Source organism: Desulforamulus hydrothermalis Lam5 = DSM 18033 (assembly GCF_000315365.1).
Taxonomy (GTDB): domain Bacteria; phylum Bacillota; class Desulfotomaculia; order Desulfotomaculales; family Desulfotomaculaceae; genus Desulfotomaculum; species Desulfotomaculum hydrothermale.
The window spans coordinates 1-15384 of the sequence record NZ_CAOS01000008.1; the positions used below are offsets into that span (position 1 = coordinate 1).

Consider the following 15384-nt stretch of genomic DNA (forward strand, 5'->3'; position numbering starts at 1 on the left):
TTTTTTTTTTTTTTTTTCTTCTTTTTTTAATAAAAAAACCCCCCCTTCGTCTCTTTTTTTCCAACCACATATTTGGTTTCTTCCAACAAAAGGAAGGGGGGGCAGCTCCTCCAGAAAAATTTAATTTTTTTTGGGTTAGGGGGGGGGCGTGTTTTCCCGCGGGGGGCCCTTTATGGTTTTTTAAAATGTTTGTTAAACCCAGATTTTTTTTACCCCGGGGTTTTTGGGGCGGGGTTGATGGGGGGTGTTTTAAATTCTTCGAATTTTAAGCCCTAATTTTTTTGTTTTTAACGGGCCCTTTTCAAGTTTTTTTTTTTTCCCAAATAATGTTTTTTTTTGGGCGGGGGCCCAGTTTTGGTTTTCTTTTTTTTCCTTTTTCAGGGTTCGGAAGTTTTTTTTGGTTTTTAAAAAACGCCCTGGGCTTTCAAAAAGGGTCGTGGCCAAAAACGAAGGTTTAAACCAAATAACTTCCTGCCTTCCTTTTTAGGTTTTTGGCGGGAATATTTTCCGGTAACCCGTTGAGGCCCCAGGGGGGGAGGAGCAGAAAAGCCCGCATCTTGGTGTTTAAGGGATCTCCTTCCCGCGGTTCCAATTTTGGAGGCGAAGGGAGGGTAAACTTCGGGAAAATTTTGCCGCAGGGGGTGTGGCTTATGCGCCACCGGTTTTATTGGGTTTTTTTTGTTGTTTTTTGGTTTTTCACTTTGGGGATACTTCCGCTTTCATTCCCCGAAAACCTTGCTTGACTTTTTCCCCGCCCCTGGTGCCATACAGCCGGGCCGAAAAAGACGTGACTATTGCCAATAAGTCCCTGACCAATTCGGATTGTGCGTCTTCCGGCTCTTTTTCAGCTATTGTATTATGTTTGTTAAGTTTTATCAAGGTTTGTCAGAAATAAGACAGCTATTACGCAACCTCCTTTTATTTATCCTGTACTGCTTTAACAACCACCCGGCTGCCCTCCACCGCAATCACCAGCACCGGTGTGCCGGCCAGAATAAATTCCCCTTCGGTGACCACGTCCACCCGTTTACCGTCAATCAGGGCTGCGCCGGCCGGGCGCAAAGGGGTAGCGGCAACTCCCGCCAAACCCACAAGTTTGGCCAGCTCCTGCCGGGGCGCCAGATAGCCCTCCTCCCGGTGCTGCCGGTTAGCCAGGGTAATTTTACGCCAGAAGTTAACTTTGTTAGCCAGCCAGATGCCCCCCAGCAGCGCCGCTATGGTTAAGAGCAGGGCCAGGGTTAAAGCCTGGGTGGCATGAAAGACATCCACCGATACCAGTAATATTCCCCAACTCAGGAGGATTACCCCCAAAACACCTGCTACGCCAAAACCCGGCACAAAAAATATTTCCACCAGGAGGGCAATCAGCCCTAAAGTAAAGGCGAGGGTAGCCAACCAGCCGGATATTTCAGCCAGATACAACATCCCTTTCACCTGCCTCGTGTGTGAAAATTATATCCTAAATTATCGTCAACCTTACCGCAATTTTATTATAACTTTGTCAGCCAGCCAAAGATAATCTTAACCCGGCAATTTAAAAAATGCCTGGCAAATACCTGCCAAGCATTTTTATGTCAGTTCTTTCTTTATTATCTAAAGTTTTTGCGCTTACGAGCTGCTTCAGATTTCTTTTTTCTTCTTACACTGGGTTTTTCATAATGTTCGTGTTTGCGTGCCTCAGCCAAAACGCCAGCCTTTTGACAGGACCGCTTAAAGCGCCGGAGGGCACTGTCCAGTGTCTCGTTTTTGCCTACTCTAACTTCCGCCACTCAATTTCCCTCCCTCCGCCAAACCATAAACCTGGAACAGACACCAAATGTATGTCGAGGTAAAGTTTACAAGAACACAACACCACTTAATTATAACTTGAACCTGGCCATCAGTCAATAATATATTAACCCGGCGGCCACTGCATTGATCTTCCTCCGATTAAATGGAAATGGACATGGTACACCGTTTGGCCGCCCTCTTCTTGACAATTGGCAACCACCCGGTATCCCCTGGCCAGCCCTAATTCCCTGGCCAATTTGGCCGCTGTCAGCACTATATGACCCATGATGTCGGCATCTTCGGGACCCAAATCCTCAAGGGAGGAAATATGCTTCTTGGGGACGATCAGCACATGCACCGGCGCCACAGGAGCAATATCTTTAAAGGCATAAACCTTCTCATCCTGATATACTACCTGGGACGGTATTTCCCCGGCAACAATTTTGCAAAAGAGGCAGTCTTGCACCAATTACACCTCCCCCCAAGAAAAGTAACCTGTTTTTAAATAGTCTTTCCTAAAAGTTTATTCAACACACCCGCATTATTATCCTGCAAGTTTGTTAAATAATTCTGCCTTTTAACCAAGCGTCGCCGGCTTCCTCAATATGAACTGTAACAATTTTGCCTCGCAAAGACTCATCGGCAGGGAATACCACCTTAAGATAGTTATCACTGTGGCCCTCGTAAAATCCCGTCAGTTTCTCACAGGGTTGTTCCACCAGCACCGCCAGGTTTTTACCCACTTGCCGGACAGCAAAATCATGGGCCAACCGTTGCCCCAGTGCAATTAGCCTTTTGCTGCGGTCTTCTTTAACGGCCGGCGGTACCTGGTCAGGCATAGCCGCCGCCGGCGTGCCTTTGCGGGGCGAGTATTTAAAAACATGGATGGACGCAAAAGCCGCCCGGCTTACAGTTTGCATCGTGTTTTGAAAGTGTGCTTCCGTTTCGCCGGGAAACCCCACAATTACGTCGCTGGTAATGGCCACCCCGGCAATGGTTTGTTTGATGTGATCGATTAATTCCAAAAATTGACCCGCCGTATAGCGGCGCTGCATGCCAGCCAGAATTTGATCATCGCCGCTCTGCAGCGGGATGTGCAGGTGACGGCAAATATTGGGGTGATTGGCCACCGCCGTAATGAGTTGTTGGTTAATGTCATGGGGTTCCACCGAACCCAACCGCAACCTGGTAAGGCCGGGCAGCCGGGCCAGCCGCTCCACCAGCCAGCCCAGGTTGATGCGGGGGTCCGCTAAATCCTGACCGTAGGCACCGATATGGATGCCGGTTAAGACAATTTCTTGGTAGCCCTGTTGGATCAATTGAGTGGCGGAACGCACAACATTTTCGGGCAGGCGGCTCCGCACCGGGCCCCGGGCGTAAGGAATAATGCAGTAGGCACAAAAGCTGTTGCAGCCCTCCTGAATTTTTAAAAAGGCCCGGCTTTTGCCCTGCTCGGTGGGTACCGGCAGTTCGTCAAAACAGTCCTTTGCCATCACGTCGGCCACTGCCTGCACCGGCGCCGTCCGGCCGGCATATTCTTCCACCAGTTGAACAATCCTGCTTTTATCAGCAGTGCCCACCACCAGGTTAACCCCCGGAATCTCCAATACTTCTCCCGGTGATGTCTGGGCATAACAGCCGGTTACCGCTATCACTGCCGCCGGGTTTTGTTTGGCGGCCCGCCGAATCATTTGCCTTGATTTGCGATCCCCCAGGTGGGTAACCGTGCAGGTATTAATTATATAAACGTCGGCCGGTTGCTCAAAGTCCACCACCCGGTAACCGGCCCGGCGGAACAAATCGGCCATGGCGGCAGATTCATACTGGTTTACCTTGCAGCCAAGGGTATAAATAGCGGCAGTTTTCATCTTCCTTTGCCTCCTTAGCCCAGCTCCCCGTAATGATACAAGACCATGGTTAAGGCCGCCGGTCCTGCCGTTTCGGTGCGCAGGATGCGTGATCCCAGAGTAACCCGGTAACATCCCGGCCGGCTGACCTGGGCCGCTTCAGCCGGCGTAAAACCGCCTTCCGGCCCAATAAACAGGTAAACTTCCGAGGGGGTCGGTACCATTTGCAGCACTTGTTTAAGACTTTGTTGTTTTTCTTCCTCCCAGGGCAGCAAAACCAGCGCTCTGTCAGGCAGGGCAGCCAGCACCTCGTGCCAGCGACGTAATTTTTGCACTTCCGGTACACAGGTGCGGCGGCACTGTTTGGCAGCTTCCACCGCCACCCGCTGCCACCGTTCCTGACGCTCTGCCGCCTTTTTGTCATCCAGCTTTACCACCGACCGGTGGGCTGCCAGGGGAATAATGCGGTATACGCCCAGTTCAGTACATTTTTGTATGATGGTTTCCATTTTGTCGCCTTTAGGCAAACCTTGCACCAGGGTTACCCGGAGGGCCGCTTCGGCGGCAGCCGCTTCCTGGGCCAGTAACATACAGAGGATCTCCTCTTTATGTATCTCACTTATGACAGCCTGATAAACACTCCCGGCGCCGTCCAGCAGAGTCAGGTTATCGCCTGTGGTCAGACGCAAAACCCGGCTGATATGTTTTACATCCGGTCCGGTAATACGGGCGGTGTTGCCTGTAATTTGCTCAGGCGGCACAAAAAACCGGGACATGCTTAACCCTCCCAAACACTAAGGTAAGATACCCACTCACCGTCCGCTTTGCTCTCTAACACCCGAAAGCCGGTCTCCAGAAGCTTGGCTTTTACTTCATCGGCCCGGCTGTTAATAATGCCCGAGGTAATAAAAAAGCCGCCTTTCTTGAGAATCCTAACCACATCCGGAGCCAGCCGGATAATGACGTCGGCCACAATATTAGCAATAACTGTATCCACCGGCTGACTTACCTGGTCCAGCAGGTTGCCGTGCAGCACTTCTACCCGGTCCTGGACTCCGTTCAGCCGTACATTGTCCCGGGCCACTTTAACCGCCACTTCATCCAAATCCACCGCCAGCACCCGGGCAGCACCCAGTTTGGCGGCAGTAATGGCCAGGATGCCTGTGCCGGTACCTACATCCGCCACCATTTCCCCGCCTTTTATAATGCCTTCCAAAAATTCCATGCACATGGTAGTGGTGGGGTGGTTGCCGCAGCCAAAGGCCATACCGGGATCCAGCTCCAGGACCAGGCGCCCCGGGGGTGGCGTGTATGCTTCCCAGCTGGGTTTTACCGCCAATTTCTGACCAATTTCCACCGGCTTGTAGTAAGCCATCCAGGCCGTGGCCCAATCCTCCTCGGCCACCCGGGCGGTTTCCCAGCTGGGCACAGCGGGCAGGGGCAGCTCGGCCAATTTTGCCTGCAGCAGGGCCAGCCGGTCCTCCAGGTCCGCTCCTTCGGGCAGATATGCCTTTACCACAGGCAACGGGCGGTTTAATACCTCGGGGGGAAATTCATAATGATCCCAGATATTAGCTTCAATGTATTGAGAAATTAAGGCGGGGTCTTCAATGACAACCCCGCCGGCACCCAATTCGTCAAAAATGTTGCTCACCATATCGATACCCTCATGGGGTACATGGACGGCGATTTCCAGCCAGTTCAAAACAGTTCTCCTCCCTACCGAGAGTTTGCAGGCTACCTTTATATTGTGTTTTAACAGTTGCCGTTTGGATGAGGCAGTATTATTTTATCCCATAAAGGCATCCTTCATTTTTTCAAAAATATTCTTTTCTGATCCTTTGGGGGGCTTTTCGCCGCTCAGCTTGGCAAATTCACGCAGCAAATCCTTTTGTTTTTCATTCAGTTTAGTGGGCGTTACCACCTTAACCCGCACATGCTGGTCACCCCGGCCGCTGCCGTTAAGATAAGGAATACCCTTCCCTTTGATGCGGAAGACGGTACCGGTCTGGGTACCTTCGGGCAGTTTGAGGTCTGCTGTACCGTCCAGGGTGGGTACTTCGATAACATCGCCCAGCGCCGCCTGAACAAAGGAAATATCGACGTCGCAGATTACATCGTTACCTTCCCGCCGGAAGAATTTGTGCGGGCGTACTAAAATGTAGACATAAAGGTCGCCCGGCGGGCCGCCCCTGAGACCGGCTTCTCCTTCGCCGCTCAAGCGCAGGCGCGAACCGTCATCCACCCCGGCAGGGATTTTAACGTGAATAGTGCGGAACTTTTTAATCTGGCCGGCACCCCGGCAGGTGGGACAGGGCCTTTCAATAACTTTTCCGGTGCCGCGGCACGCCTCGCAGGTATGGCTCTGCACAATGCGGCCAAAGGGCGTATGGGAAGCATACTGTACCTGCCCGGTACCCTGGCACACGCTGCAGGTCTTAGGCCGGCTGCCCGGTGCCGCCCCGCTGCCGCCACAGGTATCGCAGGTTTCGGTGCGGGGCACCTGGATATCCCGTTCCACTCCGAAAGCCGCTTCTTTAAAAGATATTTCTAAATTAACCCGCAGGTCACTACCCTTTTGGGGACCGGTACGCTGCCGCCCCATACCCCCGAAAAACATATCAAAAATATCGCCCAGGCCGCCAAAATCGGCACCAAAACCACCAAAACCACCGGCCCCGAAACCCTGGCCGTCGGTGGCAGCGTGGCCAAACTGGTCGTAGGCCGCCCGCTTGTCAGGATCGCTCAACACCGCATAGGCTTCGGCTATTTCTTTAAATTTTGCCTCGGCTTCCTCTTTGCTGCCCTTGTAAGCATCCGGGTGATACTGACGGGCCAACTTGCGGTACGCCTTTTTGATGTCCTCCTGGCTGGCGCCCCTGGGCACGCCTAACACCTCGTAATAATCTCGCTTTGCCATGCTTCACCACCTTACATTCATAAATTACAGGGGAACGGTCATTCCCCTGTAATATCCACTGCTTTATTATATTACATTATATTATAAGCGCCTATTTGTTGTCGTCTTTTACTTCGTAATCTGCATCCACCACATTATCCTTTGCCCCGTCGCTGCCACAGCTGCCGCCGGCGCAGCCGCCGCCCGGCGCAGCCTGCTGGGCCTGCTGCTGGTACATGGCTGAGGTCAGTTCGTACAGCGGTTTGGTAAGTTCTTCCAGTTTGTTTTTAATCAGGTCAACATCATTGCCGTTCATGGCCTGGCGCAACTGTTCAACCGCCTTTTGCACGGCTTCCACTTTGGCTTGGTCGGCTTTATCGCCCAGGTCTTTAATGGTCTTTTCTGCCTGATAAATCATGGAATCGGCCTGGTTTTTCACTTCTACCGCTTCTTTGCGTTTCCTGTCTTCTTCAGCATATTTTTCGGCTTCATTTACCATTCTGTTGATTTCATCTTCAGACAGGGCACCGGTGCCGGTAATGGAAATGCTTTGGGCTTTGCCGGTACCCAAATCCTTGGCGGATACCGACACAATACCGTTAACGTCAATGTCAAACTTCACTTCAATCTGCGGTACACCCCGGGGTGCCGGCGGGATGCCGGTTAATTGGAACCTGCCCAGGGTTTTGTTATCAGCCGCCATGGGACGCTCGCCCTGCAGCACGTGAATTTCCACGGTCGTTTGGTTATCAGCCGCAGTGGAGAAAATTTGGCTCTTAGAGGTAGGAATGGTGGTGTTGCGTTCAATCAGTTTGGTAAACACACCGCCCAGGGTCTCAATACCCAGCGACAGGGGTGTTACGTCCAGCAACAGCACATCCTTCACTTCGCCGGACAGCACCCCGGCTTGAATAGCCGCCCCAATGGCCACACATTCATCAGGGTTAATGCCCTTGTGGGGTTCTTTGCCCAGGAACTTGCGAATGGCTTCCTGAACAGCCGGAATCCGGGTTGAACCTCCCACCAGCAAAACTTTATCAATATCTTTTACATCCAATCCGGAGTCGGCCAGAGCCTGACGGGTGGGGCCCATGGTTTTTTCCACCAGATCGGCGGTCAGTTCTTCAAATTTAGCCCTGGTTAAGTTAATATCCATGTGCAGCGGCCCATCCGCCCCCACCGAAATAAAGGGCAGGTTAATATTGGTGGTGTACACGCCGGATAATTCAATTTTGGCCTTTTCGGCCGCTTCTTTCAACCGCTGCAGGGCCATTCTGTCTTTGGTCAGGTCAATGCCGGTGTCCTTTTTAAATTCAGCCACCAGGTAATCAATGATGCGCTGGTCAAAGTCATCGCCGCCCAAACGGTTGTTGCCGCTGGTGGCTTTAACTTCAAACACCCCGTCGCCCAGCTCCAGAATGGATACGTCAAAGGTACCGCCGCCTAGGTCATAAACCAGAATAGTCTGGTCTTCTTCTTTATCCAGGCCGTAAGCCAGAGCAGCTGCCGTGGGTTCGTTAATAATCCGCAAAACCTCCAGCCCGGCAATTTTCCCGGCGTCCTTGGTGGCCTGGCGCTGGGCATCGCTGAAGTAGGCAGGCACGGTGATAACCGCCTGGGTCACCGGCTCACCCAGATATGCTTCAGCATCTGCCTTTAGTTTAGATAAAATCATAGCGGAAATTTCCTGGGGAGTATACTCCTTGCCGTCAATGGTCACTTTATGGTTGGTACCCATATAGCGTTTAATGGATAAAACCGTCCGGTCGGGGTTGCTGACCGCTTGGCGCTTGGCCACCTGGCCCACCAGGCGCTCACCGGTCTTGGAAAAGCCTACGGCGGAAGGGGTGGTCCTGCCACCTTCGGCGTTGGGAATAACAACCGCTTCGCCGCCTTCCATAACTGCTACACAGGAGTTAGTAGTTCCTAAGTCAATACCAATTACTTTTCCCATCTTCCTGCCTCCTGAGAAAAAATATTTACTTGGTTTTGCATGGGGTCGGCCTGCAGCTGTCTGTCTATGAAACAGCCACCTTTACCATCGCAGGCCTGATTACTTTGCCCTTTAAGTAATAACCTTTTCTTAATTCCTCAACAACGGTATTTTCCGGTTGGTCGGCATCTGTTACCTGCATTACTGCTTCATGCAAGTTGGGATCAAAGGGCTCTCCCTGGGCCGGTATGGGCGCCAGGCCTTCGGCGGTAAGTACTTCATATAACTGGCGGTGAATCATCTGCACCCCGCTGATAAACTTTTCTCCCCCGTCACCGGCGGAGGCCAGGGCCCGCTCAAAGTTATCCAGCACCGGTAAAAGGTTTTTAATCAGGTGCTCGGCGCCAAATTTCAAGAGATCTTCCTTTTCCTGACGGCTGCGGCGGCGCAGGTTTTCGTAATCCGCCTGCAACCGTAAAGCCCGGTTATAGTTGTCGGCCGCCTCGCTGGTTTTTTCCCGCAGCAGCTTTTTTAATTCCTCCGGGTCATCAGGCAAGTCATCCGAGACAGCGGCATGCTCGGCCTCCAACTGTTCCGCAGCCGCCTCAGCCGCAGTGGGGCCGGCCTGCTCCTGCTCCGGCCGGTTGGCTTCCTCGTGCTCTGCCTGAGCCTGGTTAATTTTTTCTTGGGTCACTGTATCACCTCACCTATACTCCCGCTTCCAATCCTTCGCCGCCGGATTGCCGGTGCTCTTTCATTTTAATGATGGTATCAATGCGTAAAATTGCTTCGGCAATTTCGCCGGCTGCTTTGAGCGCATGAATTTTCACCAGGGCCGGGTCCAGCACACCGGCTTCATACATATCTGCAATTTCCCCGGTATCGCAGTCCACCGCCAGGGAATTTTTATTTTGTTCCGCCTGCGCCGCCAGTACATCGCCGATTTTTTCCAGCGGGTTGAAACCGGCATTGGCGACAATTTGCGCCATCGGCCGGCGCAGGGTTTCGGCGACACAGCCCACTCCATAGGCAGCCATGCCCCGGATGCTTTCCCGCACTTTCTCCACTTCCCGGGAAACCGCCAGCTCCAGGGCGCCGCCGCCGGGTACCACACCGCCTTTAACAGCAGCCTGCACCGAACTGGCTGCATCCCTGGCGATGCGTTCCCGTTCCCCCACTACTTCCTGGGTGGCGGCGCCCACCAGCACCGTGGCCATAGGTTTGCCCCGGCCGTTTAAAACCCAAACCTGCTCCAGCTTCTCGTCTTCCAGTACTTGGCCGGCCTGGCCCAGGAATTTCTCCAACTCAGCCGGCTCCTTCTTTAAACCGGTACGTTTGATCATACGGGCCCCGGTGTGTTCTGCCGCCCGGCGCAACTCCTTATTTAATACCCGCTGCACCACCATCACGCCGGCATCCGTCAGCATATCTTCCGCCGTGTCATCCACGCCCCGGTCTACCAGCACCAGGCCCACTCCCAAATCAATAATTTTTTGCACATTATTTTTAAACTCTGTCTGCAGCTCTAAATAACGGGCAAAACCGGCCTCGGTACCAAGGGCCTCGTCTTCTATTTCTTCCGGCTCCAAGGCATCGTCAAGCACCAGCACTTTAACCTCTGACAGCCGGCGAGGCATTTGCTTGTTCATGGTTTCCTTATTAATGATGACGCCCATGAATACCTGGTTGGCGGCTCCTTCTTTGGCCGTCACCGTATCGGCCAGTTTGAAATTGACATCCAATAATTTCTCCCTGCCAATCAAACGGGCCGCTTCCACCACCAGGTCGGCAATATCCCGGTGTTCCCGGCCGGCCACCAGCGCCACTTGCTGCAGCCAGGGGTGCTGCAAGTCTTCCAGCGGCACCGCCTGTTCCTTCATTACTTCCAGGGCCCGCCGTACTCCGGCCCGGATCCCTTCAATCACCCGGGCCACCGGCACCCCCTTGACTACTTGCTCCACACCGGCCCCCACCAGTGCGCCGGCCATGACAGTGGCGGTGGTGGTGCCGTCCCCGATTTCTTCCTGTTGGGCTTTGGCAATGTTAATTACCAGCCGGGCGGCCGGATGGTTAGCTTCCATCATGGTCAGGATAGTCACCCCGTCGTTGGTAATGACTACCTCGCCAAATTTATCCACCAGCATGGTATCCAGGCCCTTGGGCCCCAGAGTTCCTTCCACTGCTGAGGCAATGGCCCGCACGGCATTTGAATTGGTCATCAAGGCAGCCAGCTTTTCATTAACTTCGGCCCCCTGACTGGCCTGTTGTTTGAGACTCACCGGTGTTCCTCCTTAAATTAAACCTGACCCTTGAGCAGCCGCTCCAGGGCGCGGGATAAATTTTTAGACATACAGTCAATTACGGTAACCACCCTGGCGTAATCCATGCGGGTGGGACCCAAGACGCCAATGGTACCCAGGATTTTTTCTCCCACCTGGTAAGTGGCAGTTACCATACTGCAGTTTTGCATTTCTTTTCTGGGGTTTTCACTGCCTATCTTAATGGTAATGCCCCGGGCGTCACCCGGCAGTTCCAGTATATCCCGCAGGGTGTTTTCTTGTTCCAGCAGCGAGAGCAAAACCTTGACTTTCTCAATATTATGAAACTCCGGCTGGTTCAAAATATTAAATACCCCTTCAAGGTAGATTTTATCCTCACTGACCGAAGTGATGCGTTCCTGGATCAATTCCAGAGCCAGATCCAGAATATGGCGGTGTTTGGCCAGCTCAAAATAAATTTCTTTGATCAGGGTCAGCCGGATGCTGTCCATGGTCCTGCCCTGCAGCTTAGCATTTAATACGCCGGAAATTTGATCCAAGTCCTGCTGGGTAATGTTCTCCGGCACGGTCATCATTTGGTGGTGCACCGCACCGGTATCCATCACAACAATGAGAATGGCCTGGGCAGGCGCAATCAGAACCAACTGAATGTGTTTATATGAGCTGCCGCCAAAATACGGTGTCTGCACCAGGGCGGTGTAATTGGTAAGCTGCGACAGCATACGACCGGTACGGTTTAAAACCTCTCCCACTTCCCGAACTTTGTTTTCGTAACCGCGCCGGATAGCAGCCTGCTCCTGCTCGGGGAGCTGTTCCGTTTCCATCAGACAGTCTACATAGTAACGGTAACCAAGGTGGGACGGAATACGCCCGGCAGAGGTATGGGGCTGCTCGATATATCCCATTTCTTCCAGGTCTGCCATTTCATTTCTAATGGTAGCCGGACTGACGCCCAGTTTGTATTTGCGGGAAATAGTCCGGGACCCCACAGGTTCTGCGGTAGAAATATAATCTTTTATGATGGCCAACAGAATTTTTTGTTTTCTTTCATCCATTTTCACGTCGGCTCACCCCCTGCCGCACCTTGTTCGGGTGTTAGCACTCTAAGTCGATGAGTGCTAATCTAATTTAAAATGTAGCAAATGGAAAAAACTTTGTCAATGGCTAACAAGTGGCAGCCGCACCCCTGCTGCCGCATCAGCTAGACAAATTGGGCAAATACCTGATTGGCCAGCGGTAATCCCTTTTCTGTTAACTTAAGATACCCAGACACTAACTCTACTAAACCACTGTTTGTTAACTGCCGGATTTGTTGGGCAAACACCTCGGTCAGCGAAACCCCGAACCTCTGATAAAATTCCTGCAAATTGACGCCCCGGAGCAGACGCAGGCCTAAAAAAACCGTTTCCTCCATTTGCTCACGGCGGGACAGCTGCTGCATTTCTTGGATCGGCCTTTGCCCCGCCTGCAACAACATAAAATATTGATCAACATCTTCTACGTTGCCCCAGCGGCAACCCATGAGGTGGGAGTGGGCCGCAGGCCCCAGGCCCAGGTACGGGCGGTTGTGCCAGTAAAGCAAATTGTGCCGGCAGCTGTAACCCGGTCGGGCAAAGTTGGAAATTTCGTAATGCCGGTAGCCGGCAGCGGTTAATATTTCAATCACACTGTAATACATAGCCAGTTCCCGTTCTTCCGGGCAGGCCGCCAGCCGGCCCTGCTCCACCGCCGCTGCCAGGGGAGTTCCTTCTTCCAACTGTAAGCTGTAACAGGACAGGTGATCCGGCTGCAGGCTAAGTATTTCATATACAGACTGCCGCCACTGGGCGGCAGTCTGGGTGGGCAAACCAAAAATTAAATCCAGGTTAAGATTGGCAAAGCCCGCCCGCCGGGCAAACTGCACTGCCTGTCTGGCCTGCGCAAAATCGTGAGGACGCCCGATAAGTTTAAGCAATGACGGGTGGGTAGACTGCACTCCCAAACTGAGCCGGTTAAAACCTGCCGCCCTCAGTTCCTGTAAAGATGTCCGGGAAACGGTGCCGGGATTGGCTTCGACAGTAATCTCGGCATCGCCGGCAACGGTAAAAACCCGGGAAACCAGCTCCAACAGGCCGGCCAACTGCCCGGGCATAAGACAAGTGGGCGTACCGCCGCCCACAAAAATGGTTGCAATTTGTTTGTCTGAACTGTCCAGCATATCCCCGTAATAACAAATCTCTCGCTGCAGGCCTTCCAGATAATGTTCCACCTTTCCCCGGTTAATGGGGTAAGATGTAAAGTCACAGTACAGGCACTTTTGCAAGCAAAAGGGGACATGGATATACAAGCCAATTGTCACGGCTTTCACCCGCTTACGGCTTTATTCTTCAATGCTTAAGACAGCCATAAATGCTTCCTGGGGAATCTCCACGTTGCCCACTTGTTTCAGGCGCCGTTTACCCTCTTTTTGTTTTTCCAGCAGCTTTCTCTTACGGCTGACGTCGCCGCCATAACACTTGGCCAGCACGTCTTTACGCAGGGCTTTTACCGTCTCCCGAGCTATTATTTTATTACCGACGGCCGCCTGAACCGGAATTTCAAACATATGCCTGGGAATCAGGGAACGCAGCTTTTCCACCAGGGCCCTGCCCCGGCTGTAAGCCCTTTCCCGGTGAACAATGCAGGACAGGGCATCCAGTATCTCGCCGTTTAACAAAATATCCATCTTCACCAGGTCGGAGGCACGGTAACCTACCATCTCGTAGTCCAGGGAAGCATAACCCCTGGTTCGTGACTTAAGCTGGTCAAAAAAGTCATAAATAATTTCCGATAAGGGAATCTCATAGGTCAGCATTACCCGGTTGACTCCCATGTACTCCATGTTGCTGTAAATGCCCCGTTTGCCCTGGCACAGCTCCATAACCGTTCCCACAAAATCTTTGGGCACCATGATGGTCGCCTTAACAAAAGGCTCTTCAATTTTTTCGATTTTGTTTACCGGCGGCAGGTTAGTGGGGTTGTCAATTTCCAGCACCTCTCCTTTGGTGGTGGTTACCCGGTACACCACACTGGGGGCGGTGGTAATAAGATTTAAACCGTACTCCCGTTCCAGTCGTTCTTGAATGATTTCCATATGCAGCAATCCTAAAAAGCCGCAGCGGAAACCAAAACCCAGGGCTTCGGAAGTTTCCGGCTCGTAAATCAGGGAAGCGTCATTTAGCCGCAGCTTATCCAGGGCGTCCCGCAGATCTTCGTAATCAACCGTATCTACCGGGTACAAACCGCAAAACACCATCGGTGTCACCTTGCGGTAACCCGGCAGCGGCGCCGGGGCGGGGTTATCGGCGGAGGTAACGGTGTCGCCCACCCGCACATCCTGGACGTTTTTCATGCTGGCGGCCACAAAACCGACCTCGCCGGTACTTAATTCATCCACAAAGACCATGTTGGGATTAAAGACACCCACTTCGGTAACTTCAAATTCCTTGCCGTTAGCCATCATGCGGATCCGCATGCCGGGTTTTAACGTCCCCTGAACAATCCGGATGTAGGCTATAACGCCCCGGTAGGAATCGTAGTGGGAATCAAAAATCAAGGCTTGCAAGGGGGCCGCCGGATCTCCCTGCGGCGGCGGAATTTTGTTGACCACCTGTTCCAGAATTTCTTGAATACCCAGGCCTGTTTTAGCGGAAGCCAGCACCGCTTCCGAGGTGTCCAAACCGATGACATCCTCAATTTCTTGCTTGACCCGTTCCGGCTCAGCGCTGGGCAGGTCAATTTTATTAATAACCGGGATAATTTCCAGGTCGTTTTCCAATGCCAAATATACGTTGGCCAAAGTTTGGGCTTCGATGCCCTGGGAAGCATCCACCACCAGCAGGGCCCCTTCACAGGCAGCCAGGCTGCGGGAAACCTCGTAAGTAAAATCCACGTGACCGGGAGTATCAATCAGGTTTAACTGGTACTCCTGCCCGTCGGCAGCTTTATAAAAGAGACGTACTGCCTGAAGTTTAATGGTAATGCCTCTTTCCCGCTCCAAATCCATCTTATCCAGCACCTGCTCGGTCATTTCCCTTTCGCTGAGGGCACCGGTTTGTTCTAATATTCTGTCAGCCAGAGTAGATTTGCCATGATCAATATGTGCAATAATACAAAAGTTTCTGATACGGTTTTGGGGTGTTGCCATCCATACTACCTCCAGTTCTGGAAAACGACATACTCTTTTATTATAGCACCGGAGGAAGCAGGCTTTCAACCAGAAATACGGGACTTAGGGGTTCCTGCCGGGCCGGCAAAAAAGTTGCGCAAAGGCCACCGGGCCGGCCTTTTGCAACTTGGGTTTACAGTCCGCCGGCAGGCCATTGTTCTGTGATTACCTGTTTAATTACGGCAGCTTTTTCATTAATCAGGGGCATGTCTTTGATTTGCTGCCAGGCCCGGACGGCCCGCTCACGGGCAGCCGGCAGGTCGGCCGTTAGTTTTTCTCCCATTACCTGGATCTGCAGCACTCCGGGGGACGGTCGTTCCAGACTGTATAGACTCACCGGCCGGGCCGGTAATACCACGTCATTAAAGCAGCGGTGAGCGGTAACAATTCCCCCGGCCACAACAGACAGGAACACCGCCAGGGCCAGCATATAACGTAGTTTGGGCAAAAAAAGCACCTCCCCGATAAGG

Annotated in this window: 14 protein-coding genes and 1 pseudogene; all 15 read right to left on the minus strand. The window is 52.5% G+C overall.

Annotated elements, in window-relative coordinates; all coding sequences use genetic code 11:
* Positions 1 to 696 precede the first annotated feature (696 nt).
* A pseudogene (locus DESHY_RS14850) lies at positions 697 to 846 on the minus strand (IS607 family transposase); the annotation flags it as partial.
* 72 nt (positions 847 to 918) lie between these two features.
* Positions 919 to 1425 (minus strand): NfeD family protein, encoded by a 507-nt coding sequence (locus DESHY_RS05215; protein ID WP_008410979.1) that lies wholly within the window; start codon positions 1423 to 1425, stop codon positions 919 to 921.
* 164 nt (positions 1426 to 1589) lie between these two features.
* On the minus strand, positions 1590 to 1769 hold the full coding sequence (gene rpsU, locus DESHY_RS05220; RefSeq protein ID WP_008410981.1) for a 30S ribosomal protein S21: 180 nt from the start codon (positions 1767 to 1769) through the stop codon (positions 1590 to 1592).
* 125 nt (positions 1770 to 1894) lie between these two features.
* The gene (locus DESHY_RS05225) at positions 1895 to 2236 is read right to left on the minus strand and encodes a histidine triad nucleotide-binding protein (RefSeq protein WP_008410983.1); all 342 of its coding nucleotides are present in this window, start codon (positions 2234 to 2236) and stop codon (positions 1895 to 1897) included.
* A 94-nt stretch (positions 2237 to 2330) separates the two neighbouring features.
* Entirely contained in the window at positions 2331 to 3638 is a 1308-nt protein-coding gene (gene mtaB, locus DESHY_RS05230) for a tRNA (N(6)-L-threonylcarbamoyladenosine(37)-C(2))-methylthiotransferase MtaB (RefSeq protein ID WP_008410984.1), read from the minus strand.
* Between the two features lie 14 nt (positions 3639 to 3652).
* Entirely contained in the window at positions 3653 to 4393 is a 741-nt protein-coding gene (locus DESHY_RS05235; RefSeq protein WP_008410986.1) for a 16S rRNA (uracil(1498)-N(3))-methyltransferase, read from the minus strand.
* A gap of 2 nt (positions 4394 to 4395) precedes the next feature.
* Positions 4396 to 5322: a 50S ribosomal protein L11 methyltransferase gene (gene prmA / locus DESHY_RS05240; RefSeq protein ID WP_008410988.1), complete on the minus strand. Its 927-nt coding sequence runs from the start codon at positions 5320 to 5322 to the stop codon at positions 4396 to 4398.
* Positions 5323 to 5406: 84 nt separating this feature from the next.
* Positions 5407 to 6537 carry a molecular chaperone DnaJ gene (dnaJ, locus tag DESHY_RS05245; protein ID WP_008410990.1) on the minus strand — a complete coding sequence of 377 codons (1131 nt, stop codon included), beginning with the start codon at positions 6535 to 6537 and terminating at the stop codon, positions 5407 to 5409.
* Between the two features lie 91 nt (positions 6538 to 6628).
* On the minus strand, positions 6629 to 8470 hold the full coding sequence (gene dnaK, locus DESHY_RS05250; protein ID WP_008410992.1) for a molecular chaperone DnaK: 1842 nt from the start codon (positions 8468 to 8470) through the stop codon (positions 6629 to 6631).
* 64 nt (positions 8471 to 8534) lie between these two features.
* Complete coding sequence (grpE, locus tag DESHY_RS05255; RefSeq protein ID WP_008410993.1) at positions 8535 to 9143, minus strand: nucleotide exchange factor GrpE; 609 nt, start codon at positions 9141 to 9143, stop codon at positions 8535 to 8537.
* Positions 9144 to 9156: 13 nt separating this feature from the next.
* Positions 9157 to 10728 carry a TCP-1/cpn60 chaperonin family protein gene (locus tag DESHY_RS05260; protein WP_008410995.1) on the minus strand — a complete coding sequence of 524 codons (1572 nt, stop codon included), beginning with the start codon at positions 10726 to 10728 and terminating at the stop codon, positions 9157 to 9159.
* 17 nt (positions 10729 to 10745) lie between these two features.
* Positions 10746 to 11789 (minus strand): heat-inducible transcriptional repressor HrcA, encoded by a 1044-nt coding sequence (hrcA, locus tag DESHY_RS05265; protein WP_008410996.1) that lies wholly within the window; start codon positions 11787 to 11789, stop codon positions 10746 to 10748.
* 140 nt (positions 11790 to 11929) lie between these two features.
* Positions 11930 to 13066 carry a radical SAM family heme chaperone HemW gene (gene hemW / locus DESHY_RS05270; protein WP_048817912.1) on the minus strand — a complete coding sequence of 379 codons (1137 nt, stop codon included), beginning with the start codon at positions 13064 to 13066 and terminating at the stop codon, positions 11930 to 11932.
* A gap of 21 nt (positions 13067 to 13087) precedes the next feature.
* Entirely contained in the window at positions 13088 to 14893 is a 1806-nt protein-coding gene (gene lepA, locus DESHY_RS05275) for a translation elongation factor 4 (RefSeq protein WP_008410998.1), read from the minus strand.
* Positions 14894 to 15047: 154 nt separating this feature from the next.
* The gene (locus DESHY_RS05280; protein ID WP_008410999.1) at positions 15048 to 15362 is read right to left on the minus strand and encodes a hypothetical protein; all 315 of its coding nucleotides are present in this window, start codon (positions 15360 to 15362) and stop codon (positions 15048 to 15050) included.
* Between the last annotated feature and the right edge of the window lie 22 nt (positions 15363 to 15384).

Coding starts and splice junctions, on each gene's coding strand:
- lepA (WP_008410998.1), bottom strand. CDS start 14,893: ATGGCAACACCCCAAAACCGTATCAGAAACTTTTGTATTATTGCACAT.
- dnaK (WP_008410992.1), bottom strand. CDS start 8,470: ATGGGAAAAGTAATTGGTATTGACTTAGGAACTACTAACTCCTGTGTA.
- mtaB (WP_008410984.1), bottom strand. CDS start 3,638: ATGAAAACTGCCGCTATTTATACCCTTGGCTGCAAGGTAAACCAGTAT.
- dnaJ (WP_008410990.1), bottom strand. CDS start 6,537: ATGGCAAAGCGAGATTATTACGAGGTGTTAGGCGTGCCCAGGGGCGCC.
- DESHY_RS05215 (WP_008410979.1), bottom strand. CDS start 1,425: ATGTTGTATCTGGCTGAAATATCCGGCTGGTTGGCTACCCTCGCCTTT.
- DESHY_RS05235 (WP_008410986.1), bottom strand. CDS start 4,393: ATGTCCCGGTTTTTTGTGCCGCCTGAGCAAATTACAGGCAACACCGCC.